The 26,983-nt window shown below is 49.7% G+C and carries 18 protein-coding genes; all 18 read left to right on the forward strand.

Annotation, left to right across the window (positions count from 1 at the left end; genetic code table 11):
• Positions 1–2,057 precede the first annotated feature (2,057 nt).
• The 18 genes from amoC (at position 2,058) to tssH (ending at position 26,958) form a co-directional block, all read left to right on the forward strand.
• Entirely contained in the window at positions 2,058–2,810 is a 753-nt protein-coding gene (gene amoC / locus CWO84_RS12860) for a bacterial ammonia monooxygenase, subunit AmoC (RefSeq protein WP_033159228.1), read from the forward strand.
• A 117-nt stretch (positions 2,811–2,927) separates the two neighbouring features.
• A complete protein-coding gene (gene amoA / locus CWO84_RS12865; RefSeq protein WP_101053053.1) occupies positions 2,928–3,677 on the forward strand; it encodes a bacterial ammonia monooxygenase, subunit AmoA in 750 nt (249 codons plus the stop codon).
• 89 nt (positions 3,678–3,766) lie between these two features.
• Entirely contained in the window at positions 3,767–5,011 is a 1,245-nt protein-coding gene (gene amoB / locus CWO84_RS12870) for a bacterial ammonia monooxygenase, subunit AmoB (protein ID WP_033159226.1), read from the forward strand.
• 116 nt (positions 5,012–5,127) lie between these two features.
• Entirely contained in the window at positions 5,128–5,532 is a 405-nt protein-coding gene (locus tag CWO84_RS12875) for a hypothetical protein (RefSeq protein ID WP_101053096.1), read from the forward strand.
• Positions 5,533–6,261: 729 nt separating this feature from the next.
• On the forward strand, positions 6,262–7,629 hold the full coding sequence (gene tagH / locus CWO84_RS12880) for a type VI secretion system-associated FHA domain protein TagH (RefSeq protein ID WP_165786316.1): 1,368 nt from the start codon (positions 6,262–6,264) through the stop codon (positions 7,627–7,629).
• Positions 7,630–7,713: 84 nt separating this feature from the next.
• Positions 7,714–9,054: a type VI secretion system baseplate subunit TssK gene (tssK, locus tag CWO84_RS12885; RefSeq protein WP_101053057.1), complete on the forward strand. Its 1,341-nt coding sequence runs from the start codon at positions 7,714–7,716 to the stop codon at positions 9,052–9,054.
• Positions 9,055–9,058: 4 nt separating this feature from the next.
• The gene (icmH, locus tag CWO84_RS12890; RefSeq protein WP_101053059.1) at positions 9,059–10,369 is read left to right on the forward strand and encodes a type IVB secretion system protein IcmH/DotU; all 1,311 of its coding nucleotides are present in this window, start codon (positions 9,059–9,061) and stop codon (positions 10,367–10,369) included.
• Between the two features lie 45 nt (positions 10,370–10,414).
• Positions 10,415–13,927, forward strand: a complete 3,513-nt coding sequence (tssM, locus tag CWO84_RS12895; protein ID WP_240618041.1) for a type VI secretion system membrane subunit TssM — start codon at positions 10,415–10,417, stop codon at positions 13,925–13,927.
• Positions 13,924–15,471, forward strand: coding sequence for a type VI secretion system-associated protein TagF (gene tagF, locus CWO84_RS12900; RefSeq protein WP_101053063.1), 1,548 nt, complete (start codon positions 13,924–13,926; stop codon positions 15,469–15,471). The genes tssM and tagF overlap by 4 nt, the downstream gene beginning before the upstream one ends.
• Before the next feature lie 716 nt (positions 15,472–16,187).
• Entirely contained in the window at positions 16,188–17,219 is a 1,032-nt protein-coding gene (gene tssA, locus CWO84_RS12905) for a type VI secretion system protein TssA (RefSeq protein ID WP_033159222.1), read from the forward strand.
• A gap of 45 nt (positions 17,220–17,264) precedes the next feature.
• Positions 17,265–17,795, forward strand: a complete 531-nt coding sequence (tssB, locus tag CWO84_RS12910; protein WP_033159221.1) for a type VI secretion system contractile sheath small subunit — start codon at positions 17,265–17,267, stop codon at positions 17,793–17,795.
• A gap of 3 nt (positions 17,796–17,798) precedes the next feature.
• Complete coding sequence (tssC, locus tag CWO84_RS12915) at positions 17,799–19,286, forward strand: type VI secretion system contractile sheath large subunit (protein ID WP_101053065.1); 1,488 nt, start codon at positions 17,799–17,801, stop codon at positions 19,284–19,286.
• 166 nt (positions 19,287–19,452) lie between these two features.
• Positions 19,453–19,935: a type VI secretion system tube protein Hcp gene (locus CWO84_RS12920; protein ID WP_101053067.1), complete on the forward strand. Its 483-nt coding sequence runs from the start codon at positions 19,453–19,455 to the stop codon at positions 19,933–19,935.
• A 60-nt stretch (positions 19,936–19,995) separates the two neighbouring features.
• The gene (locus tag CWO84_RS12925; RefSeq protein WP_101053069.1) at positions 19,996–20,802 is read left to right on the forward strand and encodes a type VI secretion system accessory protein TagJ; all 807 of its coding nucleotides are present in this window, start codon (positions 19,996–19,998) and stop codon (positions 20,800–20,802) included.
• On the forward strand, positions 20,802–21,305 hold the full coding sequence (tssE, locus tag CWO84_RS12930) for a type VI secretion system baseplate subunit TssE (protein ID WP_033159218.1): 504 nt from the start codon (positions 20,802–20,804) through the stop codon (positions 21,303–21,305). Before CWO84_RS12925 ends, tssE begins: the two co-directional genes overlap by 1 nt.
• A gap of 2 nt (positions 21,306–21,307) precedes the next feature.
• Positions 21,308–23,194, forward strand: a complete 1,887-nt coding sequence (gene tssF, locus CWO84_RS12935) for a type VI secretion system baseplate subunit TssF (RefSeq protein ID WP_101053071.1) — start codon at positions 21,308–21,310, stop codon at positions 23,192–23,194.
• The gene (gene tssG / locus CWO84_RS12940; RefSeq protein WP_101053073.1) at positions 23,176–24,231 is read left to right on the forward strand and encodes a type VI secretion system baseplate subunit TssG; all 1,056 of its coding nucleotides are present in this window, start codon (positions 23,176–23,178) and stop codon (positions 24,229–24,231) included. Before tssF ends, tssG begins: the two co-directional genes overlap by 19 nt.
• A gap of 33 nt (positions 24,232–24,264) precedes the next feature.
• Positions 24,265–26,958 (forward strand): type VI secretion system ATPase TssH, encoded by a 2,694-nt coding sequence (tssH, locus tag CWO84_RS12945; RefSeq protein ID WP_101053075.1) that lies wholly within the window; start codon positions 24,265–24,267, stop codon positions 26,956–26,958.
• Positions 26,959–26,983: the final 25 nt, after the last annotated feature.

Raw genomic sequence — 26,983 nt, forward strand, 5'->3', positions numbered from 1 at the left:
GCGGCTGCGACATCGTCATCGATCTGTTTAATAAAGGTGAGCTTAATAATTTGCTGGCGAGCGTGACCGCAAAGCTATAGGTCTGCAGTCTTGGTTCTGTGCGCCAATTAAAGGAAACGCTACAGGAGAATCGCTATTTTGCCGACAGATTTTTTCAGGCATCTTGTTAGAAAAATCGGCAAAAATGACGCGACCGTTTATGCCTTCAGCGCTCCGATTTCGTCCACGTCACCTCGTTCCGACCCAGCACAAGGTCGGATGTTGACTGTCGCATGACTTGAAGTGGTGTCGCAATGCCATGCAGGTTTTTTACATTTTGCTGCGAAAACCCGCCCGGCCTGCAGCTTCTGGGGGCTATTCAACCTGCGATTGATAATGCTTCGTTTCCACGGTTTCGCGGCGTTCGTTTGCTGAATCGAAATGCCAAACCAGCCGCTTCGCCAGCCAAACGGCCTGGACCCAAGCAAAATATCAAGCCGAGGTGTTGCCAGGACCGTTGAAGTGCATCGGGTTCAACAGCGTCAACCGTTTGGCAGGCGCTTGAAGGCGGCGATCCTGGGCGCTTACCCAATCATTTGCGCGTCCTACATCCCAAGGGTTTGTCCGGCATTAAGCCTGGCTAGCTGTTAACCGCTCAAAATCCCATTCGCAAGCATCATTTAGACGAAGCTCCGCCAAGCTTAGTAGAGGTCGGTACGGTTGCTCACTGCGGCAATTTGGTGGCCTGGGATTTCGTCTGGACCTTAGCCATGACTGGGTTTTTAGCTGGCTGAACCGAAGTATGGGCACTTGGAATAAGAGCTCTCAAGGTGTTCTGGAGTAGATCCGGTTTGTAGCTGTTCCCGTTGAAGGGCTTCGATTGCGATACCCGGACTCGAGCAATGGTTCTGAATTTCTCAATCATCACTTGGTTCGCTATATTACCGATCACCCTCGACACCCTGTCTTCAACCACTCCAGAGAAAAACGCCACGACGGCACCAAAATCAATAAAAATACTACGCCCCGCAACGACCGTACAAGCGCATCCGCGATCAACTCGACATTCCGGAATCCATCCAACAGACTCTTTGGGAGCATCATGCCAAGCTCAATCCCGTTACTAGCTCGCCTTTGAGCAATTTTTGAAACTGATTTTTTCAAAAGCTCAGGTTAGATCTAATGTGAGGATATAACTTTGATCCTTCGGGCACCTTTTTTCTTAGAGGCACTAAGGGAGCAGTTAATCCTATAACGAATGCAAGTCTGGTTGTTCTAGAAATTGACGATATAGTTGGTTGCGTCTCGGATAGTCTCGGCGTGATTGGTAGTTGTCGCGCTGTGCAACATCTTACAGTGGTAGGCTATTCTTGCTGTCGGCGGCCGCTACAATGCATAAGAAGCAGAGATCTATTTTAGTAATTTATTATCCGTCCGCAATTGCTGATTCGCGGTTGGTCCGATTGCTCGGCTTACACCTGCTTGCCCCATCGCCCCCTATCTTCTCATTCTGCTAGAGGTCCAGGCAAATCTGGGTCACCGTTCAGCCGTTGCTCCTGAATCGTTTTCCCTAATTGCAGTTTGAATACAGCTTCATAATGCCGTCATTCTGTTTCATCCATTTCGCAAAGTGAAGGTTTATTAAACTACTTGGGTGTGAATTTTTACTGGATCGCTACGTTTTGAGCTAGATGTTTTTTTGGTGCCTGAAACACAAGTGGGGGGGTAAGAAAAAATGCGAGGCGATAGATGGCGGAGTTTGGATCCAATCAATTAGGCTGCGACTTATCACATGCACAGTATTTGGTAACCTATCTATCCTAATTGAATTCGAACGGGAATTTTATCGAAACGTCGCTTAGATAGGTGTTCGAGTTTTGTTAACAGTAAAATTGCAAATGGGTGACAGCGCGCACCCAGCTAAATTAGCTTAATTTATCTTGACAAGGATTTGGCAAGTGGTAGACTGCCACGCACCTCAAGGGACCGGGGTGTCTTCGAAATGAAGGCTAATAACATGGAAAAACAAAGAACTCCCGATTTGATCGGGGATTTAGATAATCTTTTAGGAGGTAGAAATGGCTGCTACAACTGAATCAGTTAAGGCTGATGCTGCGGAAGCACCGCTTTTAAATCAAAAAAACCTGTGGGCAGGTATCACCCTGTACTTGGTTTTTTATTCTTTCATTCGTTGGTACGAAGGTGTTTACGGCTGGTCAGCTGGCTTAGACTCATTTGCTCCAGAGTTTGAAACATACTGGATGAACATGCTGTATATCGAGATCGTTATCGAAGTACTGTTGTTTGCTGGTATCAATGGCTATATCTGGAAAACTCGTGACCGTAAAGTCATGTCAATCACTCCACGTGAAGAATTGCGTCGTCACTTCACACACTGGACATGGTTGGTTTGCTACGGTTGGGCGATCTATTGGGGCGCTTCTTACTTCACAGAGCAAGACGGCACATGGCACCAAACTATCGTTCGCGATACTGACTTTACTCCAAGTCACATCATCGAGTTCTACCTGTCATACCCAATCTACATCATCACTGGTTCAGCTTCTTTCATGTATGCAAAAACAAGATTGCCTACCTACCATGAAGGTCTGCACTTGATGTATTTGATTGCGGTTATCGGTCCATTCATGATCCTGCCTAACGTAGGTTTGAACGAATGGGGTCACACATTCTGGTTTATGGAAGAGTTGTTCGTTGCTCCATTGCACTACGGTTTCGTATTCTTTGGTTGGGCTGCTCTGGCTATAATGGGTGTTGTGAACACCGAAGTAATGGCAATTGCAAAATTGCTGAAAAAAGATCTGGCTTAATAGCTTATCTTTAAAAGTAAAAATACTATCTCCTTTCCTGCCGCTGCTTTGTTTAAGTGGCGGTAGGATAAAGAGAAGTGAAAAAAATATAATTTTAATTCTTTAGGAGGTAAGCTAATGAGCGCATCTCAATCAGCTGTACGTTCACGTGCGGAAGCGGTACAAGTTTCCCGTACGTTCGACTGGATGATTCTTTTTACACTGTTCACAGCGGTTCTGGGCGGTTACCACATTCACTATATGTTGACTGGCGGTGACTGGGATTTCTGGACCGACTGGAAAGATAGACGTCTATGGGTAACCGTAGCTCCTATCGTTTCTATTACGTTCCCTGCGGCTGTTCAAGCATGCTTGTGGTGGAGATACCGTTTACCAATTGGCGCAACTTTGTCTGTTGTTGCTCTGATGATTGGTGAGTGGATCAACCGTTACATGAACTTCTGGGGCTGGACATACTTCCCAGTTAACATCTGCTTCCCATCTAACCTGCTGCCAGGCGCTATCGTTCTTGACGTTATCCTGATGTTGGGTAACAGCATGACTCTGACTGCTGTATTAGGTGGTTTGGCTTACGGCTTGTTGTTCTACCCAGGTAACTGGCCTGTTATCGCTCCATTGCACGTGCCTGTAGAGTACAACGGCATGATGATGACTTTGGCTGACTTACAAGGTTACCACTATGTTCGTACCGGTACACCTGAGTACATCCGTATGGTAGAGAAAGGTACATTAAGAACTTTCGGTAAAGACGTTGCTCCAGTATCAGCGTTCTTCTCTGGATTCGTTTCTATCATTATTTACTTCTTGTGGCACTTCTTCGGCAGATGGTTCGCTAAAACCGACTTCATCGCTGACGACGCGTCTTAATTAGAAGAATAGTAAGAAAATGAACCTGGTGGTTCTAGATAGCTACCAGAAAGTCTTAATTAAAATTCTCTAGTGATAGAGGAGGAAATATGAAAATAATAAAAGACAAAGTTGCAAAACTGTCCTTTGTCGCACTGTTGGTCGCAATGACAGCAGCGATGTTCTATGCTCCAACAGCATCTGCTCACGGTGAAAAATCACAGGCTGCGTTCATGCGTATGCGGACGATTCACTGGTTTGACCTGAACTGGTCAAAAGAAGAAGTGCCTGTTAATGAAACTATGACAATTTCCGGTAAATTCCTGGTATTCGCAGGCTGGCCGGAAACTGTTGATAAACCAGAAGTTTCATTTTTGAACGTTGGTATTCCTGGTCCTGTATTTATCCGTGCAGGTTCTTGGATCGGCGGTCAATTGGTTCCTCGTTCAGTGTCTCTGGAATTGGGCGAAGTTTATGAGTTTAAAGTTCTGTTGAAAGCTCGTCGTCCAGGTGACTGGCACGTTCACTCTATGATGAACGTACAAGGCGGTGGTCCTATCATCGGTCCAGGTAAATGGGTAACCATTACTGGTTCTATGAGCGAGTTTGTTAACCCAGTTACTACTTTGACTGGTCAAACAATCAACTTGGAAAACTATGCTCTGGACAACGTTTATTTCTGGCACGCAGTATGGTTTGCTATTGCGTTCGCATGGTTGTTGTTCTGGATCAAACGTCCATTGTTCGTTCCACGTCATATCGCTGTTAGCACAGGTAAAGCAGATTCTTTGATCTCAGCCGGCGACAAAAAAGTTGGTATGATCTTCGCTGTCGGTACGATGGTAATCGTTGCTGCCTCTATGGGTGCAACCAACGAAAAATACCCTGTAACAACTCCTTTGCAAGCTGGTTTGTTGCGCGGCATGAAAACTTATCAAATGCCTGAAGCTAACGTTTCAGTTAAAGTTGATGACGCTACATACCGTGTACCAGGTCGTGCAATGCAAATGACCTTGACCATCACAAACAACGGCGACTCAGCTGTACGTTTGGGCGAGTTCAACACTGCAGGTGTACGTTTCTTGGATCCAGCTGTTCATGAAGATGATACAGCTTACCCAGACGATTTGCTGGCTGAAGAAGGTTTAACTGTTAGCGATAACAGCCCTCTGGCTCCAGGCGAAACACGCACAATCGAAGTTACTGCTTCTGACGCTGCATGGGAAGTATATCGTTTAGCTGACTTGATCTACGATCCAGACAGCCGTTTCGCAGGTCTGTTGTTCTTCTGGGATGAAAAAGGTAACCGTCAATTGGTAACAGTTGATGCTCCTCTGATCCCAACTTTCATCTAATAGTGAAAGTGTTCTAAGTCGAAATACTTAGGAAGAAATTGAAAGCCCTCGCTATTGAAAGATAGCGGGGGTTTTTTTTAGGTAATATGCTCGGAAACCGCAGGAAAATGTTAAAAATGAAAAAAGTGCTAGTAATTGTGGGGGTTTTAGTGTTGAGCGGTTGCTCGGAAAAAGAAGAATATCAGTCCGTAGTATTGGAACAGATGAAGAAAGATAAAGATATTAAGGACTACGGAATTGAGCCGGAATTAATGACAAAATGTGTCGTCGATACTTCGTCGAATGCTATGCCAGGGTTATTCATATTAGATCCTGAAAGGCGTAAAGCATATAAAAATTACGCGAAAATGTTGGATATTAATAAGTCAACGGATCCACAAAAAACATTAATCGAATTACGAGAAAGTTTCGGTGCAGCCAAAGAGCTTGCAGAAGCACATTCAAATTATGTCGAAAGCGTAGTCGAATGTATGTCTGGTTTAGTGACTGGCGGAGAGGAAAAGTTAAAAAATACAAAATAGGATGACGTTTTAACGAAAGCTATTTTGGTTATTACTCAAAAGTGAAATGCAAACCCAAATATGAGCAAGGCGAGTCTTAGGAGGGTTGTTGGTATATTCAGGAAAAAATGAATTAAAAGGAGTTTATGTTGCAAAGAACCTCTGATTACTTCGGTTTTGCAAGACAACTAGGTGCCCATCATTGATTTAATTTACGCTGAAATTCGATGTTACGAATTAATCAGAGACTCCCAAAGCGACGAAATCAGAAAGGTAACTAATGGCCCGAAACGTTACCGAAACTGCCGCTAGCTTAATGCATCACCGCCGTTGTTATCCTTAATCTTACAGAACTGTAAATTACTTACTTTGATGTTTGGGAGCTTCTCAAGCTCATAAGATAATCTGATCCTTTAATATCCCCGCTCAACTCGCCGGGATATTAAGTAGCGACAGGAATCTCTTTATATAAAAATGCGTTCCTACAATGAGATTAAAAAGGCAAAGTCGGCGGAGTCAGTTTGCATTCCTCGTTTGAAAGGCGACATATTTTAGAAGCTACTAAAGCAGGAGTTTTCCGTCCATCATATAACTATAATTTCGACAACTAATAATCTGCGATGACTGTTCTTCTGATTGAGAATCGCACAATTGATAAGATTAGACTGCTATAAAATGACTAAGTTTTTAGATAAAAGCTGACGTAAGTTGCTAAGCTATTTAACTAATGCTAACGGTAGGACGACAATCGTGCCAATTATCTTAAAAGTACTTTCTTACAAAGGTTTACCACTACCTACTGAATTGAGTGCCGAATTCGGTCAGTTAGGCGGAACAATAGGCAGAAAAGCAGGAAATACCTTGGTATTGCCTGATGCGGAAAACTTTGTATCAGGCCACCATGCTGAAATCATTTATGAGGACGGTGGTTACTTAATAAAAGACACAAGTAAAAATGGTACATATTTATCAAATGCCGGACTGAATATAAACGATGCACAAACAAGGTTATTAGATAGTGAAATTTTGCGGATCGGAGAATATGAGATTATTGTAGAACAGCCATCAGCCAAAATATCACCAGCTTCACCCATTAGCGTCGAGAGTATTTCGCCTTCACCATTTGCCCAACCGTTTCAAAATGATCAACAGTCAATAGTCAACGAACCTCTGAATTTCTCGATTCCGAATAACGTAGCGAGTTCTCCCTTCGGAGAGCGTCCTCCTGCTTCCCCTTTTCACGATAGCTTTACCGCGCCCGAGGTGCTACCTCCCCAGAGAGATGGTAAAGATATTGCCGAATTCTTAAAAGGCTTAGATTCCTTAGGTGCGTTGGATGCACCCCTCAGCGAGTCTTCCGGGTTAGAGTTCCCAAGTTTGGAAACAATAAATTTATCCGAGCCTATTCCTTCGAGCATAGCGTTAGATTCTAAAGACGTATTCCAAAATACGCCTGTTATTGAGCGTGAAGATGGGCAGGCGGCTTCGCAAGCCAGTGTAGAGATTACGCTAGCACCCAATACGGAACCATTTATTGGGTCTAAATCGGGTGATGCGACGCTCATGAAGATGTTTCTGGATGGTGCGGGAATAAAAGATCAATCGTTTTTGACGGAAGAGCAGTGGCCGGAGGCGATGAAAGCGACCGGTGTGTTATTCCGAAATTTGATCGAAGGCTTGATGGACGTTCTACGCGCACGCGCGGAAATGAAAAGTGAATTTCGAGTTTCCGTCACCACAATCCGCTCATTTGACAATAACCCGCTAAAATTTAACCCAGATGTGGAAAGCGTACTGAAGCTGATGCTCGCACCGAATAATCCCGCGTTTATAAATTCAAATGATGCGGTAACTGAAGCGTTCAGGGATGTTAAGTTTCATCAATTGGCGATGACGGCAGGTATTCAGGCTGCACTAGGGGAAATTTTGCATCGTTTCGACCCAGACACCTTCGAAAAGGTGTTGGGCGAAGGGATTGTTTTTCAGCGAAAAGCCAAGTGTTGGGAGCTTTTTTGCGAAAAATATCCGGAACTGAAAACACAAGCAATTGAAGGATTTTTTGGAGAAGAGTTCGCTGAAGCTTATGAAAAGCAGATGCGTCTATTTGCGAGGCGGTGAAAGTTTGCAACTCAACTCAATTGAATTGGTAGCGAAAATTTCATAAGTCATTGTTAATAAATAATAAACGGTACCGAATAGAGTATGTCAATCAATAACCGGATTGTTTGGTCAGAAGGCATGTTCCTTAGACCTCAGCACTTTCAACAACATGATCGTTATCTTGAAAGTCGTATTGATGGTCGTTGCTATGGAATCAGGGCATATGATTGGGGATTTTCGTCGCTAAAACTAGATGCAGGGCAATTGGCGATAGGAAAAATCACTCTGGCAGCTGCTAGAGGGATTTTCCAGGATGGTACCCCATTCCATTTGCCAAACGAGGACGAACTGCCGCTACCACTTGATGTCTCTGAAGGCATCGCCAATGAAGTAGTGTATTTAGCATTGCCGCTGAGTCGTCCTGACTCTGTTGAAGTTGATAGCGACAATAACCCCGATGGATTGGCGAGATACCGCATCACTCATAGGGATGTCAGAGACAACAACGCGGGGTACGACGCACGTTATCCCGTGCAAATAGGCAGTATTCGTCCGAGACTTATGCTTGGCAACCAAGAAAGATCGGGCTATCTGTGCTTAGGGGTCGCCAATATCGTTGAGGTGCGCGCCGACAAAACAGTCGTACTGGATGAGAAATACATTCCCGTGGTGTTGCAGTCTTCAGCCAGTAGTATTTTGAACGGCTTCGTCCGGGAGTTGCAAGGTCTGTTGCATACCAGAGGGGAGGCGTTGGCAGCCCGCGTGGCGGGAACGTCGCAAGGTGCAGGCGTCGCAGAGGTTGCAGACTTTATGTTGCTGCAAACCATCAATCGGTACGAACCCTTGCTGGCACATTTGGCGGGGGATGCGCTGCTACATCCGGAGACTTTGTTTTCCTTGTGCCTGCAGTTGATGGGCGATCTAGCAACCTTCTACCGTCAAAATAAGCGACCCGCAGTGTTGCCCGAATATAGGCATGACGACTTGCGTATTTGCTTTATCCCGTTAATTGATGAGCTACGGCGCCTGTTAAGCATGGTGCTTGAACAAAATGCGATTCAAATTCCTTTAACCAAACATAGCCAGTCGGTTTATTACTCTGGTCGCCCCGATGTGAAATTATTGGAGCAGGCAATCTACGTATTGGCTGCCAGTGCGCAAGTATCTTCGGAGATGTTGCGCACGCATTTCCCACCGCAGGTGAAAATTGGCCCGGTGGAAGAGATCACGCAATTGGTCACTGCTGCTCTGCCCGGTATTTCAATTCATCCTTTGCCCGTTGCCCCAAGGCAATTGCCGTATCACGCCGGATGTTCTTATTTCGAACTCGATAAGCAAAGCCCATACTGGAAGAAGATGATGGATTCCGGCGGTTTTGCCTTTCATATTGGTGGTAATTTTCCGGGATTGGAGTTGGAATTCTGGGCAATAAAAAAAGGGTGATGACATGGTGCAACAAGGACCTTTCGGCGATGACGACAAAACAGTGTTGCGGCCTTCGCCAGGTGGACGAATGCCGCAGCAGTCATCAGTGACACAAATACCGCCATCTCCGCCGCCCCAGCAGCCGACCTCAAATATCAACATTCCGTCACTCAGTGTGCTTTCCGGAGCGGATAGCGGTTCATTATTGACTTTATCAGCCGGCATTCTGTCCTTGGCGGCCAGGCTTAGAACAACCGTTAGCTATTCCGGGGTTGATGAACTAAAGCAAAAGTTGGCTAAAGAAGTCAGAGAATTCGAGAACCGTGGCTTGAATGCAGGGTTTCAGCAAGAAACCATGCGTATGGCGAGCTACGATTTATGTACTTTTCTGGATGAAATTATCCAAAACACGCCTTGGGGCTCACAGAGTAATTGGGGGCATCAAAGCCTGCTTATCCTATTTCATAAAGAAGCCTGGGGCGGTGAACGCTTCTTCCAAATACTCGAACATCTGGTGAAACAGCCCGCGCAAAATTTGCCACTCATCGAGCTTTGCTATGTGTTGTTAAGTTTTGGATTCGAAGGCAAATATCGGGTCATGGCCAATGGCGCCAACGAATTGGAAAAACAACGGCTTGAGTTATACCAATTAATCCAGCGAGTAAGAGGGGATTTTCCAACGGAGCTGTCGCCACGCTGGCAAGGGCAAAAAAGCGGAAATAGCTCGTTGATAACGCAAGTGCCCTTATGGGTGTTCGCCAGCGTAGCAGGTGGCCTGTTGCTGCTTTGTTATCTGGGTTTTGCATTTTTTATTAATTCGGCATCCGATCCTGCCTATCGGGAACTACTGAAATTGGCCAAGGAGCCGGTACAAATGGCAACGGCTGCTACGATCACTCCGTCTGCACCGGTTATCGCCAACAGATTGGAACGCTTTAAACCGTTATTACGCGATGAAATTGCCCAGAATATGGTCGAAGTGGTCGACGATAGCATCATTCGCGTTCGTAATTCCTTCCCCTCCGGTAGCGATCAAGTCAAACCGGAGTTTCTACCGATGTTGAAAAAAATCGCCAAAGAACTCGAGAATGAACAAGACTCGATTTTGGTAACCGGACATACCGACGACAAACCCATCGTCTCTGCACGTTTTCCATCCAATTGGCATCTGTCCGCGGCTCGCGCTAAAAACGTCCTGGCAATTTTGACCGCATCCGCTCAACTAAAAGGTTCGGCCAGAGCGGAAGGCCGGGCTGACGGCGAGCCTTTGGAACCCAATGACACTCCCGAACATCGAGCCCTAAATCGGCGCGTCGACATCTTGATTAAGTGAGAATACCGCGTGGAACGGATAATCAGTTTTTTTAAAACAAAGTGGGTGCTTGAACTGATCGGTATCGTGATTTTGTCGGTACTGATTTGGTTTATCGGGCCTTTAATCGCAATTGCCGGCAGTGTGCCGTTGGAGACCGATTTAAGCCGGGTTATAACGATAAGCGTCATAGTCGGATGTTGGTTGCTTTACCGCTTGGTCGCGTGGCTGTTATCGCGCAAACGCGAGCAACGTTTGATGGCCGATTTGGCTGGCGGCAATGATGCAAACGATGCGCAATCGGCCTCGGCGGCCGAGCTGGATGTGCTGAATCGCGGTTTCGATGAGGCTTTGGCTTTACTGAAAACTACCAGTGCGAAACAACACGGTCGGAAGCAGTATCTTTACGAATTGCCTTGGTACGCCATTATCGGTGCGCCGGGCTCCGGCAAAACCACAGCATTAATCAATTCCGGATTACATTTTCCTTTGGCCGAACGCTTGGGCAAGCATTCGGTAAAAGGCGTTAGTGGCACGCGAGATTGTGATTGGTGGTTCGCCGACGAAGCGGTGTTATTGGATACTGCCGGTCGCTACACCACCCAAGATAGCCATCAAGAAGTGGATGCTACCGCCTGGCACGGTTTCTTGCAGCTGTTAAAAAAATATCGACCACGCCGCCCTCTGAACGGGGTATTTGTGGCGGTGAGTGTCAGTGATTTAATTCAGCAGACCGAGGAAGAATTACGCCAACATGCCGCAGCAATCAGGCGGCGGATTACGGAACTTAATGCGCAATTGGGTGTGCAATTGCCAGTCTACGTGCTGTTCACGAAAGTGGACCTCGTGGCGGGATTTAGCGATTTTTTCGCCAATTTAACCGAAGACGACCGTAGCCAGGTGTGGGGTGAGACATTTATTCGTGCCGACAACGATAAAGAGGATCTGGCCGCTCACTTGGTGCAATTCGAAAAGGCCTATGACGAATTGACCGAGAGGTTGGTACAACGCCGTTTGAAGCGTATCCAGGAAGAGCGCGATGTGCAGCGGCGTACGGCTATTTTCGATTTTCCGCAACAAATGATGTTGTTCAAATCGGTGGCAACCGGATTTTTGGATGCCGCATTTGCCACCAATCGCTACGAAGAGCCTTTCCTGTTACGCGGCGTTTATTTCAGCAGCGGCACCCAAGAGGGTACGCCGATAGATAGAGTGATGGCGGCGTTGGCCTCAAGCTTTAGATTGGAAAGGCAAGCAACACCGTTAATGAGCGGGCGCGGTAAAAGCTATTTTCTGACTAAGCTTCTGAAGCAAGTCGTGTTTCCCGAAGCCGAATTGGTTGGCGTGGATCCAAAGGTCGAGCGGCGTTTTCGTTTGATGAACCTCGCCGGCTTTGCCGCCACCTTTGCGCTTGTGGCAATAGCGGTAGTGGTGTGGATGGTCAGTTTTGCCACGAATAAGTCGGCGATTGCCGATGTCGAAAAACAGGTAGAAATTTACCGAGCCAGTAATCTTGTTCCCACCGATTCGCGCTCCGGTTTTTTGGCCTTGTTGCCCAAGCTTAATGCCTTACAAGCCGCCAAAGACGTGTATGCACAAACCGGCTGGAGCAGCGGTTTTGGTTTATACCAAGGCGACAAAATCGATTCAGCCATCGATATTGCCTATCAGCGCTTGCTTCGTGAAAATTTTCAAGCCTTGATTACGCTACGCTTGAAAGAGCGTATGCAAAGCGATGAAGGCAAAAATCTGGATGTACTTTACCAATTATTGCGTGTTTATCTGATGTTCGGCGAGCCGCAACGGATGGACGCAAAGGTTGCACAGCCTTGGGTGAAATTGGATTGGGAGCAAATGTTCGCCACCGACCCGGAGACCCAAGCCAAATTACAGTTACATCTGGATAATTTGTTGGCTTTGAATTTGGATCCAGCTGCTATCGATAACAGTTTTGTCGACGCAGTGCGTAATAAATTGACGCAAATTCCTCTGGTCAATCAACTTTATAGCCGTTTTAAAAGTGAGGCGCTGTTTGATCGCAGCCACGACATTTCGGTTGCCGGACAATTAGCGCCGAATGGCGGCCGAGTGTTTACCGCGAACGGCAAGGAATTGGATACATTGGTGGTCCCCGGCTTGTTTAGCAGTTACGGTTATACGGAGTTGTTTCTGAAAAAAGGCATGGTTTACGTCAAGGAAGCCAGCGAACAAAATTGGGTACTTGGCGTAAACGGCGCAAGTACGCCTGTCGAAATTGATCGTTTATATAGCGATTTCAAACGCCTGTATTTGGGAGATTACCAAAAGACCTGGGATAGCGTGCTGATGGCGGTTAAGTTCCGCCCGCAGCCCAGCAATAATCAGCTGGTAGATACGCTGGATCTGCTGTCGCGCCCCGATTCGCCATTGAAGCTTTTGTTGGAGTTGGTCGAAAAAAATACCGCGTTAAGCAAGCTCTCGTCCGAATTGGCCGATGCGTTGGCAAAATCCACCGGCGGAGCCTTGGCGGTTCCGGAGGCTGCTACCCAAAAACTGCTGGCGATGGCAAAACAAAGCGACGGCGGTGTGGACCCGGTCAAGGCTTTGGAAACTTACTTCGAACCTTACAATATGCAAGTACGGGGCGCTGCCGACAGGCCTGCTCCGATCAATGCGACGATGGCGAGTATCAAAAATCTGCACGATTATCTGATGCAGATTGGGTCGGCACCCAATAGTGGCGGTCAAGCCTTGTCTACCGAAGCGGCGCGATTTGCCGGCGGCGGTGTCGATCCGTTGCAAGCAGCCAAAATGGAATTTGCCCGTTTGCCCGGTCCGGTTGCAGCCTCGCTGAATGCGTTGACCAGCACGGGCGGGCAACAAATCAAAACCGGCGCGAAAGGGCAACTCAACGAAATGTTGAAAACAGCGGTGACGATGCCGTGCAAAAGTGCTTTGGCCGGCCGTTATCCGTTTGCAAAAAATACTCAGCAGGATGTATTGATGGCTGATTTCGGCAAAGTTTTTGCCGCTAACGGGATTGTTGATCAGTTTTTTAACGCTAACCTCAAGGCATTTGTTGATACTGCAGCGGTGCAGTGGCAGGAGCTTAGTTCGGATAAGGCTTTAGGCTTATCGGCAGCCAGTATTCGCCAGTTTCAGATTGCATCGAAAATTCGTGACGCATTTTTTCCCGGCGGCGGCGCGGTGCCGCAAGTTCAATTCGAGTTAAAACCCTTGGCCTTGGACGACAAAGTCAGCACCTTCAGGTTAAATGTAGAAGGCCAGGAGTTGGTTTATCGCCATGGCCCTGAGCAACTCACTAAGTTTCAGTGGCCCGGCACCAATAATAGTGCCGGGGTCAGAGTGGTGTTCGAAGGTTTGGACGGCAAACAAGTCAGCAAATCTAAGGAAGGGGCCTGGGCATTGTTCAGGATGTTCGACGAATTCAACATCCAACCCACTGGCCTGCCGGACCGCTTTAATTTGACCGTACAACTGGAAGGTTATACCGCGAAATTTGAGTTGCGCGCGGCCAGTGTCAATAATCCATTTGGCATCAGCGAATATCAAAGCTTTCGTTGTCCGGAGTCACTATGAGTTCTATGGATGGGTTGAGCGTCGGCTTTTTCGGAAAAGTGCCGGGCCTTGGCGATTTTGTCAGTCGGCGGCTGCCCAGGCACTTTATCGAGCCATGGGACCAGTGGTTACAGGCGTCGATGCGTTCCAGTCAGGAAACATTAGGAGAGAGTTGGTTATCCTTGTTTTTGGTTAGCCCGCTTTGGCGCTTTGCTTTGAGACCTGGCGTGTGCGGTGCGAGTGCCTGGGCCGGCGTCATGATGCCCAGTGTGGATAGGGTCGGTCGCTATTATCCGTTGACGTTGGCGCAAGCCGTCAGTGCGGAGTCTTTGTTGTCATTGTTTTCGCCGGAATCGGCATGGTTTGCCCAATTGGAAGACGCTGCGCTATCAGTGTTGAATGACTCCTGCGATCTGGACCGGTTTGATAAGGGGCTGATGGAAATCGGTTCGGCTGACAGCCTGACACCGCAGTATTTTCAAGCTGATTCTAGCGGCGGATTAGGGGTATCTAACGGCAAGCTCGCATTTCGTTTCGATTTGGAGGGCCTGGATCAGACGGATGTAGTGTTTCCGCACTTGAGTCAGCGTTTGTTGGATCGCTTTATGCCGGGTTACAGCATTTGGGCGAGTGAAGGCGGCCAGTCGAATCGCCCCAATCTGCTGATTTGCGAAGGCTTGCCGCCTATCGATGCTTACGCGAGTTTTTTGCAGGGTATGCCGCAGGCTGGCAGATCTTGGCAGGTGCAGAGCTATCGCCAAGACCAAAGCGTCAAAAAAATCGAGAGAGAGCCGAGCGCCTCTGCGGTAGGCGCAACGGCGAGCCAGGACATAACGCTTCCAAACTCGACAAAGTGGGCTTCCTACGGGGTTACGGTGGTCGGCAATAAGCGTAAGCACAATGAGGATGCCTTGCTCGATTGCCCGTCACTGGGACTGTGGGTGGTTGCTGATGGCATGGGTGGGCATCAATCCGGCGATGTTGCCAGCCGCTTGGTGGTGGATTCTTTATCGACCTTGGAATTTACCGAAAACCTGGATAATCAGGTCGAAGCCGTTTCCCGCAAATTACATAAGATTAACGACGATTTATGCCGTTTTGCTTCGGGCATTCAGCAAGGCAGTATTGTCGGAACCACTGTAGTCGCCTTGCTGGCCAAGGGCGACCAGTGCGCGGCCATTTGGGCGGGAGATAGCCGTTTATACCAATTACGCCAAGGCGAGTTTACGCAGATTACCCGCGACCATACCTTGATCGACGAATTGATGGATTCTGGTGTGATGACCCGGGAAGTGGCGGCCCAGCAAGTGGGAGCGAATGTGATTACCCGCGCGGTGGGTGGGCAATTGACGCTGGCGTTGGATGTGCTGCGCTTTCAGGCTGCCGGCGGTGATCGTTATCTGCTCTGTAGCGACGGCTTGGATAAAGAATTATCGGAAGCCGAAATTGCGGAATTGATGGGCTCAGGCAGTTGCCAGTCGGCCGCTGAAGCCCTGATTAACCAAGCTTTGAGCAGAAGCGGTCGAGATAATATTACCGTATTAGTCGCCGAATTTAGTGGTTAAGCCGAAATCAGGATGCTGCCCTTACGTCCGGATTCTTGGGTCTCGGTATCTTTTGGAAGAAATACGCTTCAACAATCTTATAAGCGCGTAGATTCTCAGATGGACGGCTGTGGTCGGTAGTGTCTTTGGGGAATGGCTGTCAACGTGCGCTTAGTATAGATAGACCCAAGATGTGAAGCAGCCGATGTGAGCATTCGGCGACGCTAGAACGCGAGAGGCTTTTGCACCACGAAACAATGGACGGATTTTTTGAATGGAAAACGGTATTTCCCCTCGCGGTAGCCAGGCACCGCAAGTACCGAATATCGTATCCGTTACGAAATATCGTGCCGACTTGGCGCTGCAATGGTGTGTGCATGTTGTGATTTAGCACGCCGTTTGAATTTTTAATTATGTAATATCAATGTCTTACGGTTTTGTAGGCGTAGGGTTCATGAGTTGGCATGTTAAATGATCCCGATGCCTTATCTATTGATGAGCAAATGCAACTTGATAGGTATAAGATTCCGCGACATTTAGGGTTTTTTTAGTTTAAAGCGTGACATGAAAAACCGACTAGACTAATGCGAATTGGTTTTGGGCTTAATACAGGCGTAACAAGTCCGGGGCACTATAGAATTGGGTCGATTGTAAGAAACGGGGCGCAAGGCACAAGGTTTCGTTACCGCTTTTCAATCGGTTGATGTTAACAATTGGATTACCATAGAGGCTTAAAAATGGCGGATTTGTCCGGATTACTAGAACCTGTTTCGGCGGAGCAGCCTTGTGGTGATAACCTTGAGTATGACAATGCCAGAGTGGCATTGGACACCAATATCTTAGGTACCCCGGAAAATCAGTTTTCTGGCGAGAAGGCGTTGCCGCCTAACTGGCGCGAGGTCTACAAGGAGGCGTTGGCGTTATTGCAGCGTTCCAAGGATTTGCAAGTCATTTTGTACTTGATCCGGACACTGATCAATGTTGAAGGTTGGAGAGGTTTTCGCGATGGACTGAGCTTTCTGGAAGAGTCCTTGACTCGTTATTGGGATTCCATACACCCTCAACTCGATCCCGACGACGGCATGGATCCGACGTCGCGAATCAATATTTTGGAAGAGCTTGCCAGCTTCGACCTGATAATCAGGCCTCTAAGTTTGGCGGTGCTGGTCGAGTCGAAAGCCATCGGCAGGTTTTGTTTGCGTGACATTCAGTACGCAACCGACCGGCTGGAAGTGCCCAAGGGCATGACAAAGCCAGACAACGGCGCTATCAACGCGGCTTTTCTGGATATGGATGACGCGGCGTTAGCTGATAATTATCAGGCATTGGTCGACAGTATCAAGATCGTCGAGCGGATCGATGCTTTCGTCAACGAAAAAGTCGGAGCCAGCCAAGGCGCGGTATTGACGCCGTTGAAAGCTTTACTGAAGGAAGTCAGGGATGATTTCGATCATTACGCGGGGTCGCGGTTGTCCAACGACGCCGAGACTGAGGCAAGCGACGATGGCAGCAGCGCTGAGGCGGGTGATGAGGTAAAGCCCGTTAAATCCAAAGCGGTGAGCGGCGCCATTGAGTCGCGCCAAGATGTGGTGAGAACGTTGGATGCGCTTTGTAAATATTATGCGGACTACGAGCCGTCTAGCCCCGTGCCCATTTTGTTGCGTCGGGCCAAGCATCTGGCAACTGCAGATTTCTTGGAAATCGTCCAAAACTTAATGCCGGATGCGCTTTCCCAAATAAGTGCGATAAAGGGTCCCGACCCAAGTTAGAAACTGATTTTTGGTAGTCCTTCTTAATGTCAAGCGGAGAATACAATGGCTGAAAGTAGTCAGAAGTTTATACAACGAAACCGGGCACCCCGGGTACAGATTGAATACGATGTTGAACTCTACGGTTCCGAAAAAAAGGTGCAGTTGCCGTTCGTGATGGGCGTCATGTCAGATTTGTCGGGTAAGCCAGCCGAACCTTTAGCACCAGTGGCGGATCGCAAATTGTTGGAAATCGATGTCGATAATTTCAATGATCGATTGAAATCGATGAAACCACGGGTCGCATTCCAAGTTCCCAATACCTTGACCGGCGAAGGTAATTTGAATGTCGATATCACCTTTGAAAGTATGGATGACTTTTCTCCCGCAGCGGTTGCCAAAAAAGTGGCGGGCTTGGATAAAGTCTTGGAAGCCAGAACCCAGTTGTCCAACTTGATTACCTATATGGACGGTAAAACCGGCGCGGAGGAATTAATCGCGAAGTTAGTTAACGACCCCGCGTTGCTACAAACCTTGGCGGCGTCAGCGAAACCGGCGGAAGCAGGCGGTGATGCCGCTGAAGGAAAAGGGGAGTAAGCCATGGCCGAATTAGAAACCCAAGGCGGACAAGGCGCAACCCAAACCCTGGAGTTGGACGATTTTTCCGCATTATTGTCCAAGGAGTTCAAACCAGGCACCGAGGCAGCCAATCAGGTCAATACCGCAGTAACAACGCTGGCGCAATATGCGTTGCAGGATGTTTCCAAAGTATCCGACGATGCCATAAAAACGATCCAGTCGATTATCGCCAGCCTGGATCAGAAAATCACCGAACAATTGAATCTCGTCATACACCATCCCGATTTTCAAAAACTGGAAGGTGCCTGGCGCGGCTTGCATTACTTGGTCAACAACACCGAAACCGACGAAATGTTGAAAATTCGGGTGTTGAATATCACCAAAAACGAGTTGGGTAAAACCCTGAAAAAATTCAAAGGTACCGCCTGGGACCAAAGCCCGCTGTTCAAAAAACTGTACGAAGAAGAATACGGCACCTTTGGCGGCGAACCCTTCGGTTGCTTGGTGGGCGACTACCATTTCGATCACAGTCCGCACGATGTGGAATTGTTGGGCGAGATGGCAAAAATCAGTGCCTCCGCGCATACCCCGTTCATTTCCGGCGTGGCGCCATCGGTGCTGCAAATGGAAAGTTGGTCCGAATTGGCCAATCCGCGTGATTTGACCAAAATTTTTCAAACGCCGGAATACGCGGCTTGGCGCTCGTTGCGCGAGTCCGAAGATTCCCGTTACCTCGGTTTGGCTATGCCGCGCTTCCTGAGCCGTTTACCTTATGGCTCGAAAACCGATCCGGTCGAAGAGTTTGATTTCGAGGAAGACACCTCGGGCGCTGATAGCAGTAAATATACGTGGTCTAACGCTGCTTACGCGATGGCAGTCAACATCAATCGCTCGTTCAAATATTACGGTTGGTGTTCGCAGATTCGCGGTATTGAATCCGGTGGCGCAGTGGAAGGATTACCGGTGCATTCGTTTCCGACCGACGAAGGCGGCGTCGACATGAAGTGCCCGACCGAGATCGCCATTACCGACCGCCGTGAAGCGGAATTGGCCAAAAGCGGTTTCATGCCCTTGTTGCACAAAAAAAATACCGATTTCGCCGCATTCATCGGCGCGCAATCGCTGCAAAAACCTGCGGAATACACCGATCCGGATGCCACCGCCAACGCCAACTTGGCTGCGCGCCTGCCGTATTTGTTTGCTACCTGCCGGTTTGCGCACTATCTGAAATGCATCGTTCGAGACAAAATCGGATCGTTCAAGGAGCGCCAAGACATGCAGGCGTGGTTGAACACCTGGATCAGCCAATACGTGTTGACCAATCCAGCAGTGGCCACCGAAAAAGACAAAGCGCGTCGGCCATTGGCCGGTGCGGAAGTGGTGGTCGAGGAAGTCGAGGGTAATCCTGGATATTATCAATCTAAGTTTTTCCTTAGACCGCACTATCAGTTGGAAGGGTTGACGGTTTCCTTGCGACTGACATCTAAATTACCGTCGCAAAAAGGTTAAGTCCTATTCGTTGAATAAGGCTAGGAAGTACGCTATTTGCCGGGGCAGCAATACGAAATTCCCGGCAGTGGCGGTTAGTCGTTTTATATCCCGGCTTGCCGGAGCTGTAAATCTGTGGGTGGATGCCCGTTTGTATTTTTATCACTAACTTCGAAAGGAGAGCACTATGATCTTATTAAAATTCGCGACCGAAATTAAAGGCGATAGCACCGTAGCCAGCCATACGGACTGGATTACCGTAGACAGTTTGCAAATGGGCGTAGGTCGTGCCATTTCGACCAGCGGCGTCGGCAAAGACCGCGATACCAGCAATCCTTCGTTTTCCGAAGTCACCCTGACTAAAAGCATGGACATCGCGTCCGTCGACCTGTGGATGCAGTCCATCTGCGGCAAAAGCTTGGGTACAGCAACATTCCATTTCATCCAAACCGGCGGCGCGGATGCCAAGGGTCAAGTGTATCTGGAAATCGAACTGGCCGACGCTATCATCAGCGGCTACAGCCAATCCAGCGGCGGTGACCGCCCTCACGAGAGCATATCCATCAACTTCAACGAAGTTAAAATGAAGTACAACACTTTCGGCGAAGGCGACGCACCAGCCGCTGGCGCATTCAAAGGTTGGAACTTGATGAAAAACGAAACCGTGTAATCCCCGACCCCGGTGGAACCAACACCACTGGGGTTATTTTTGCACTCATCGGAGAATCGTATGCAGGATGTTTCACGTCTTATCGCCGAAGGCGAGCTGGATGCGGCATTGCAGCAAACCCAGCAGTACATCAGGCAAAATCCGGCCGATCCTAAATCGCGGATCCTGCTGTTTCAGCTGTATTGCGTGCAGGGCCTTTGGGATAAGGCGCTAAATCAACTTAATGTGTTGCGCGACTTGGATGCCTCCACCTTGTTGATGGTTAGTACTTACGAACAAGTTTTACTCTGTGAAGCCTTACGTAAGGACGTGTTTGCCGCACGCAAAACGCCGCTGATTTTTGGCGAGCCGCCAGCATGGCTGGCTTTACTGTTAGAAGCGCTAATACGGGAAAACAGCGGCGATTTTCAGCAGGCCGTGGCATTACGAACTGATGCCTTACAGCAGGCGCCGGCTACCGCTGGAGCGTTGGACGGTACGCCGTTTGAATGGCTAGCAGACGCTGATAGCCGTTTGGGACCGGTGTTGGAGGCCGTCGTCAATGGCCGCTACTACTGGGTGCCGTTTATGCAGATCAGCAAGATACAGCTGGAAAAACCCACCGATTTACGCGATTTGGTATGGATACCGGCGCAATTTACCTGGATCAATGGCGGCGAAGCCAGCGGCTTGATACCTTGCCGTTATCCGGGTTCGGAAGCCGACTCGGACGCTCGCATCCGCCTGTCCCGTTTAACCGAATGGAATGAAGTCGCAGACGGTTTAATGCATGGCAAGGGACAGCGCCTATTGGCTACCGACGTCGACGATTACGCGCTGTTAGATGTCCGTACTATTGAATTCAATGCGCCGGCAGGGCTGGAATAATGGCCGATTTACTGCACGCGGAACGTCTCCAACCGTCCTTGCTGGATCGGTTGACCGACGAAGCTCCCGATAAACGCGCGGAAACCCGCGAGCAACGTGTCATGTCTCTGCGCCAGTTGCGGCAAAGCGTATTGCGCGATTTAAGCTGGCTGCTGAATACCGCAGCGTTCGAGAGCATGGTCAATTTGACCGACTATCCGTTTGTGGCTCGTTCCGTATTGAATTACGGGACACCGGTCTTGTCCGGCGTATCGCTGACCGGGATTGACGTTAAAAAGATCGAACGTAAAGTCCGGCAGGCAATTAACGATTTCGAGCCGAGAATCTTGGCGGACTCGCTGTCGGTAGAATTGGCAAAAGCCGATGATCAAATGAATCACAAGGCGCTGTCGTTTCGTATCGAAGGCGATTTGTGGGCGCAGCCGTTGCCGATACATTTATACATTCGCAGCGATCTGGATCTGGAAACCGGCGAAATCAGCGTCAAGGAACTGGACGGTTAACCATGGATCCCCGGCTGCTTAAATACTATAACCGCGAGTTGCAATACGTCCGTGAAGTAGGCGCGGAGTTTGCCGCAGAGTTTCCGAAAATAGCCAATCGCTTGGGTTTGGATACTTTCGAATGTTCCGACCCGTACGTAGAGCGCTTATTCGAAGGCTTCGCTTTTATGGCGGCTCGAGTGCAATTGAAGGTCGATTCCGAGTTTCCCAGCTTTACCCAGCAATTATTGCAGATTATCTATCCGCACTATTTGTCGGCTACGCCATCAATGACGGTGGTGGAGATGAAACCCGATTTTGCCGAAGCGGCTCTGGCAGACGGGATCACGATAGCCAAGGATACCGTGTTGCGCAGCCAGATCGCCAGAGGCGAACAAACCGCCTGCGAGTACCGTACTGCGCAAGACTTGCAACTGTTACCGTTGCAGATAGGCCAAATTGAATATCTGCCGAGTCTGGCTGCCGTGTCCAGTCGCGGCTTGACGGCCAAACATTTTCGCGGACCGGTCAAAGCGGCCTTACGTATCGTCTTGAATAGTGTGGGCGGTTTAAAGTTCAACGAAATTGCCCTGGACCGGCTGCCGTTGTTTCTGCGCGGTGTCGGCAATATCCCGTATCGCTTGTACGAACAACTGTTGGCAAATGTAAGCGGCATCGTCGGCAGTTTCCATAACGGGGTCTCGACGGAAATTCGCACGCTGTCTGCTGGGGGGGTACGCGGTCTGGGGTTCGAACCGGACGAGGCTTTACTCAGACAGACGCCGCGCTCGTTCGACGGTTATCGAATATTGCAGGAATATTTCGCATTCCCGGACCGTTACCTGTTTGTCGAACTCGGTGGACTGGGAGAGCTAGCAAGTAACTGTGACAGTGAACAGATTGAGTTGTTCGTGCTGTTCGACCGCAGCGAACCGCAACTGATTAATGTGTTGGATCAGAACAATTTGGCCTTGTTCTGCGTGCCGGCTATCAATTTGTTCCCTAAACGTGCCGACCGGATCCATATCGACCAGCGGCAGTCTGAATATCACATCGTGGTGGATCGCAGTAGGCCAATGGATTATGAAGTGCATAGCGTCAATGAAGCCACCGGTTTCGGTGCCGATCAGGAGAGCGAACACGCCTTTCTGCCTTTTTACGGCTCTAAAGCGTCCTACCAGCACGCCGGGGAAACTGCGTTTTTCAGCTTACGGCGAGTGAATCGCGTGCTGTCGTCAAATCAACGTCGCAAGGGAGTGCGTTCCAGTTATATCGGCAGCGAAGTTTTTGTGTCCTTGGTCGATGCGGCCCAGGCGCCGTATTCCGGCAAGTTGGCGCAATTGGGGCTGGATACCTTATGTACCAATCGTGATTTGCCGCTGGTGATGCCGGTAGGCCAAGGTGATACCGATTTTACCTTGCAAGTTAGTGCGCCGGTGAAATCGGTGCGTTGTATCGCCGGCCCGACCCGGCCGCTGCCGGCTGCGTATGAGGCGGATACCGTGTGGCGCCTGATCAATCATTTGTCGCTGAACTATCTGTCGCTGCTGGATACCGATGCCAAGAGCGGTGCGGCGGCATTGCGTGAATTGTTGGGCCTGTATGCCGACCAGCGCGAACCGGCCATCAAGAAACAGGTTGAGGGCGTGCTTTCCGTGGCTTCAAAAAATGTGGTCAGACGCATCGATGCCAAGGGGCCGATGGTGTTTGGGCGCGGCTTGGAAATTACCGTCATGCTGGACGAGTCGGCGTTTGAAGGTGGCGGCTATTTTCTGCTGGCAACGGTATTGGAGCGGTTTTTCGCTCGGTATGTATCGATCAATTCTTTCGTCGAGACGGTGATACGTACCAGCGACCGCGGTGAAGTGGCGCGTTGGCCTGCGAGGATGGGATGTCGCCACACGATTTAATCGGTGAATTGACGAAGGATGCGTCGCGCTTCGATTTTTTCGAGGCGGTGCGTTTAATCGAATGTCTGAATAGCGATAAGCCTCGTTTCGGGACCAGTGTAAAAGCGGCTGACGATGCCGTGCGTTTTTCCCAGGAGCCGGAACTGGAATTTCCCGCTACCGCTGTAGATTACTATTCGCCGGGCGGGACGGGGCTGGGTAAACCGAGATTGGCGGTGAATTTTATGGGTTTGTTCGGTCCCAACGGCCCGCTGCCGCTGCATTTGACCGAGTATGCCCGAGAGCGGCAGCGCCACCATCACGATCCGACCTTCGCCCGTTTTGCCGATGTCTTTCATCATCGCATGATTAGTTTGTTTTACCGGGCCTGGGCCAATGCCCGCCCGGAAGTGCATTACGACCGGCCGGATACAGACCGCTTTGGTTTTTACGTGGGAGCCATGCTGGGTATTTCCGGGGCGCCGTTTCAGAACCGGGACGCACTGACCGACCGAGGCAAATTGTTTTATGCCGGGCATTTTGCCGCGCAGACCAAACATCCAGGGGGTTTACAGGCCATTGTCTCGGATATTTTTAAAGTGCCGGTCCGCGTCGCCGAATTTGTTGGCGAATGGATGGACATTCAACCCCGTGAGCAAACTCGTTTGGGCTGGAGCAAAGACACCTGTTCTCTGGGGAGCTCTGTTGTGATCGGCGCTAGCGTTTGGGGTTGCCAGCATAAGTTTCGTGTCGTTATCGGGCCGTTGCGCCGTAGCCTATATTTGGCCTTGCTGCCGGGCGGGGCGTTATTGCCCAAGTTGGTGGCCATCGTCCGCAATTATGTCGGCGACGAAATGGTCTGGGACGCACAATTGATTTTGGAAAAAGCCGAAGTACCGGAAGAGCTGGCCTTAGGAAAACCCGAAACGACCGGCGCGAATAGTATGAACGGCGATGCGCAATTGGGTTGGAGTACTTGGTTGGGACCGCGCCGCGGTGCAGGCGATGCCGATGATTTAACGCTTAATCCGTTTATACAGGCTGATGCTGCCTGCTGAACCACACTTAAACTTTAGCGAGGAATAAACACCATGGCGGAAATTAGCCGAGTCAAGTTGTTTGGGAAATTGAACAAGGTTTGTTACAAAGCCGTCGAGGGTGCGACGGTGTTTTGCAAACTAAGAGGCAACCCCTATGTCGAGTTGGTGCATTGGTTAAGCCAACTGCTACAACTGCAAGACTCCGATTTGCACCGCTTGGTGAAGCATTACGGTTTGGATGCCTCGGTGATTGCCAAGGACGTGACTAACGCGCTGGACCGCTTGCCGCGCGGTTCTACGGCTATTTCCGATTTTTCGCCGCATATCGAGGATAGTGTCGAACGCGGCTGGGTCTTCGGCACATTGTTGTTCGGTGAGTCTCAGGTGCGCAGCGGCCATTTATTGGTCGGTATGTTGAAAACCAAATCCTTGCGCAACGAGTTGCTGGGAATTTCCAAAGAGTTCGAAAAACTCAAACCGGATACGGTTTCCGACGAGTTGCCGAAGATTGTGTCCGGTTCACCGGAAGACGGATTGGTTGCCAATGATGGTTCGCTGGTTGGCGCTACGCCCGGCGAAGCCAGCGGTGCGATTGCACCGGCAGCGATGGGCAAGCAGGAGGCGCTGAAACAATTTACCGTTGACCTGACCGAGCAGGCTCGCAATGGCAAAATAGATCCTATCGTGGGCCGTGAGGAAGAGATTCGGCAGGTCATCGATATTCTGATGCGCCGTCGGCAGAACAATCCGATTCTGACCGGCGAGGCCGGTGTCGGCAAAACGGCGGTAGTTGAGGGTTTTGCTTTGAAAATTGTCGCCGGCGACGTGCCCCCTTCATTACGCGATGTGAGCTTGCGGACCTTGGATGTTGGCTTGTTACAGGCCGGTGCCAGTATGAAAGGCGAATTCGAAAACCGCCTGCGGCAAGTCATCGAAGAAGTGCAAGCCTCGCCAAAACCCATCATTCTGTTTATCGATGAAGCCCATACCTTGGTGGGTGCGGGCGGCGCGGCAGGTACCGGCGATGCCGCCAATCTATTAAAACCGGCGCTGGCGCGCGGCCAATTGCGTACCGTCGCAGCCACTACCTGGGCCGAATACAAAAAACATATCGAAAAAGACCCGGCGTTGACCCGACGTTTTCAGGTCGTGCAAGTGCTGGAGCCGAGCGAAGCCAAAGCCATTGGCATGATGCGCGGGGTGGTGTCGGTGCAGGAGAAACATCATCAGGTGTTGATTCTGGATGAAGCGTTGGAAGCTGCCGTCAAGTTATCCCATCGCTATATCCCCGCTCGGCAACTACCGGACAAGGCCGTCAGTTTATTGGACACCGCCTGTGCGCGGGTGGGTATTAGTCAGCATGCGGTGCCGGCCGAAGTGGACGATTGTCGCAAACGCATCGAAGCTTTGGAAACCGAGTTGGCGATCATCGGCCGAGAAAAAGCAGTCGGTGTCGAAGTGGCTGCGCGGGAGCAAGTAGCTAACGAAAAATTGGCTGCCGAACAGGAGCGGCTGGCTGGTCTGGAACAGCGTTGGAATGCCGAGAAGGAATTGGTCGGCAAGATTTTGGAATTGCGCGGCAAACTCAGATCGGCTGGACACGCTGTCGATACAGCCGAACCGGCGGAAGGCGATACTGGTAGCGAAGCCAACGATCGCGACGCCTGGCTGACCGAATTGAAAGCCTTGCAGGCTCAACTCCACGCACAACAAGGCGAGTCGCCGCTAATTTTGCCAACCGTCGATCAGCAGGCTGTAGGCGCTGTTGTGCAAGATTGGACCGGCATTCCGGTTGGCCGGATGGTCAAAAATGAAATCGAAACGGTACTGAAGCTGCCGGATTTGCTGGAGCAGCGCATCATCGGTCAACGCCACGCACTGGAGATGATCGCCAAGCGCATCCAGACTTCGCGCGCCGGCCTGGATAATCCGAACAAGCCCATCGGTGTATTCATGCTGGCCGGTACTTCCGGCGTGGGTAAGACCGAAACCGCGTTGGCGTTAGCCGAAACCTTATATGGCGGCGAGCAAAACGTCATCACCATCAACATGAGCGAATACCAGGAAGCGCATACCGTTTCCACCCTGAAAGGCGCGCCTCCGGGCTATGTCGGTTACGGCGAAGGCGGCGTGTTGACTGAAGCGGTAAGGCGCCGCCCCTACAGCGTGGTATTGCTGGACGAAGTGGAAAAAGCCCACCCCGATGTGCACGAGATATTCTTCCAGGTGTTCGACAAAGGCTGGATGGAAGACGGCGAAGGTCGGGTGATAGATTTCAAAAATACCTTGATCTTGCTGACCACCAATGCAGGCACCGACCTGATTGCCAATTTGTGCAAAGACTCGGATTTAATGCCGGAGCCGGAAGGCATTGCCAAGGCTTTGCGCGAACCGTTGTTAAAAGTATTTCCGCCAGCCTTGCTTGGACGTTTAGTCGTTATTCCTTACTACCCTCTCAACGACGAAATGATAGGCGCAATCGCCCGGTTGCAATTGGGCCGAATCAAAAAGCGCGTCGAAGAATCGCACAAAGTCCCGTTCAGTTACGACGACGAAGTCATCAAACTGATTGCCAGTCGCTGCACTGAGTTGGAAAGCGGCGGCCGGATGATAGACGCCATTTTGACCAATACCGTGTTGCCGAAGATTAGCGAGGAGTTCTTGACCCGAATGATGGAGGGTACGCCTATCCAAAGGGTGCATGTGAAGGTTGAGAATGGAGATTTCGGGTATGGGTTCGAGTAATTATGCTCTTTTAAGTTTTTGATGG

The sequence above is a fragment of the Methylomonas sp. Kb3 genome (assembly GCF_002834115.1).
Lineage (GTDB): Bacteria > Pseudomonadota > Gammaproteobacteria > Methylococcales > Methylomonadaceae > Methylomonas > Methylomonas defluvii.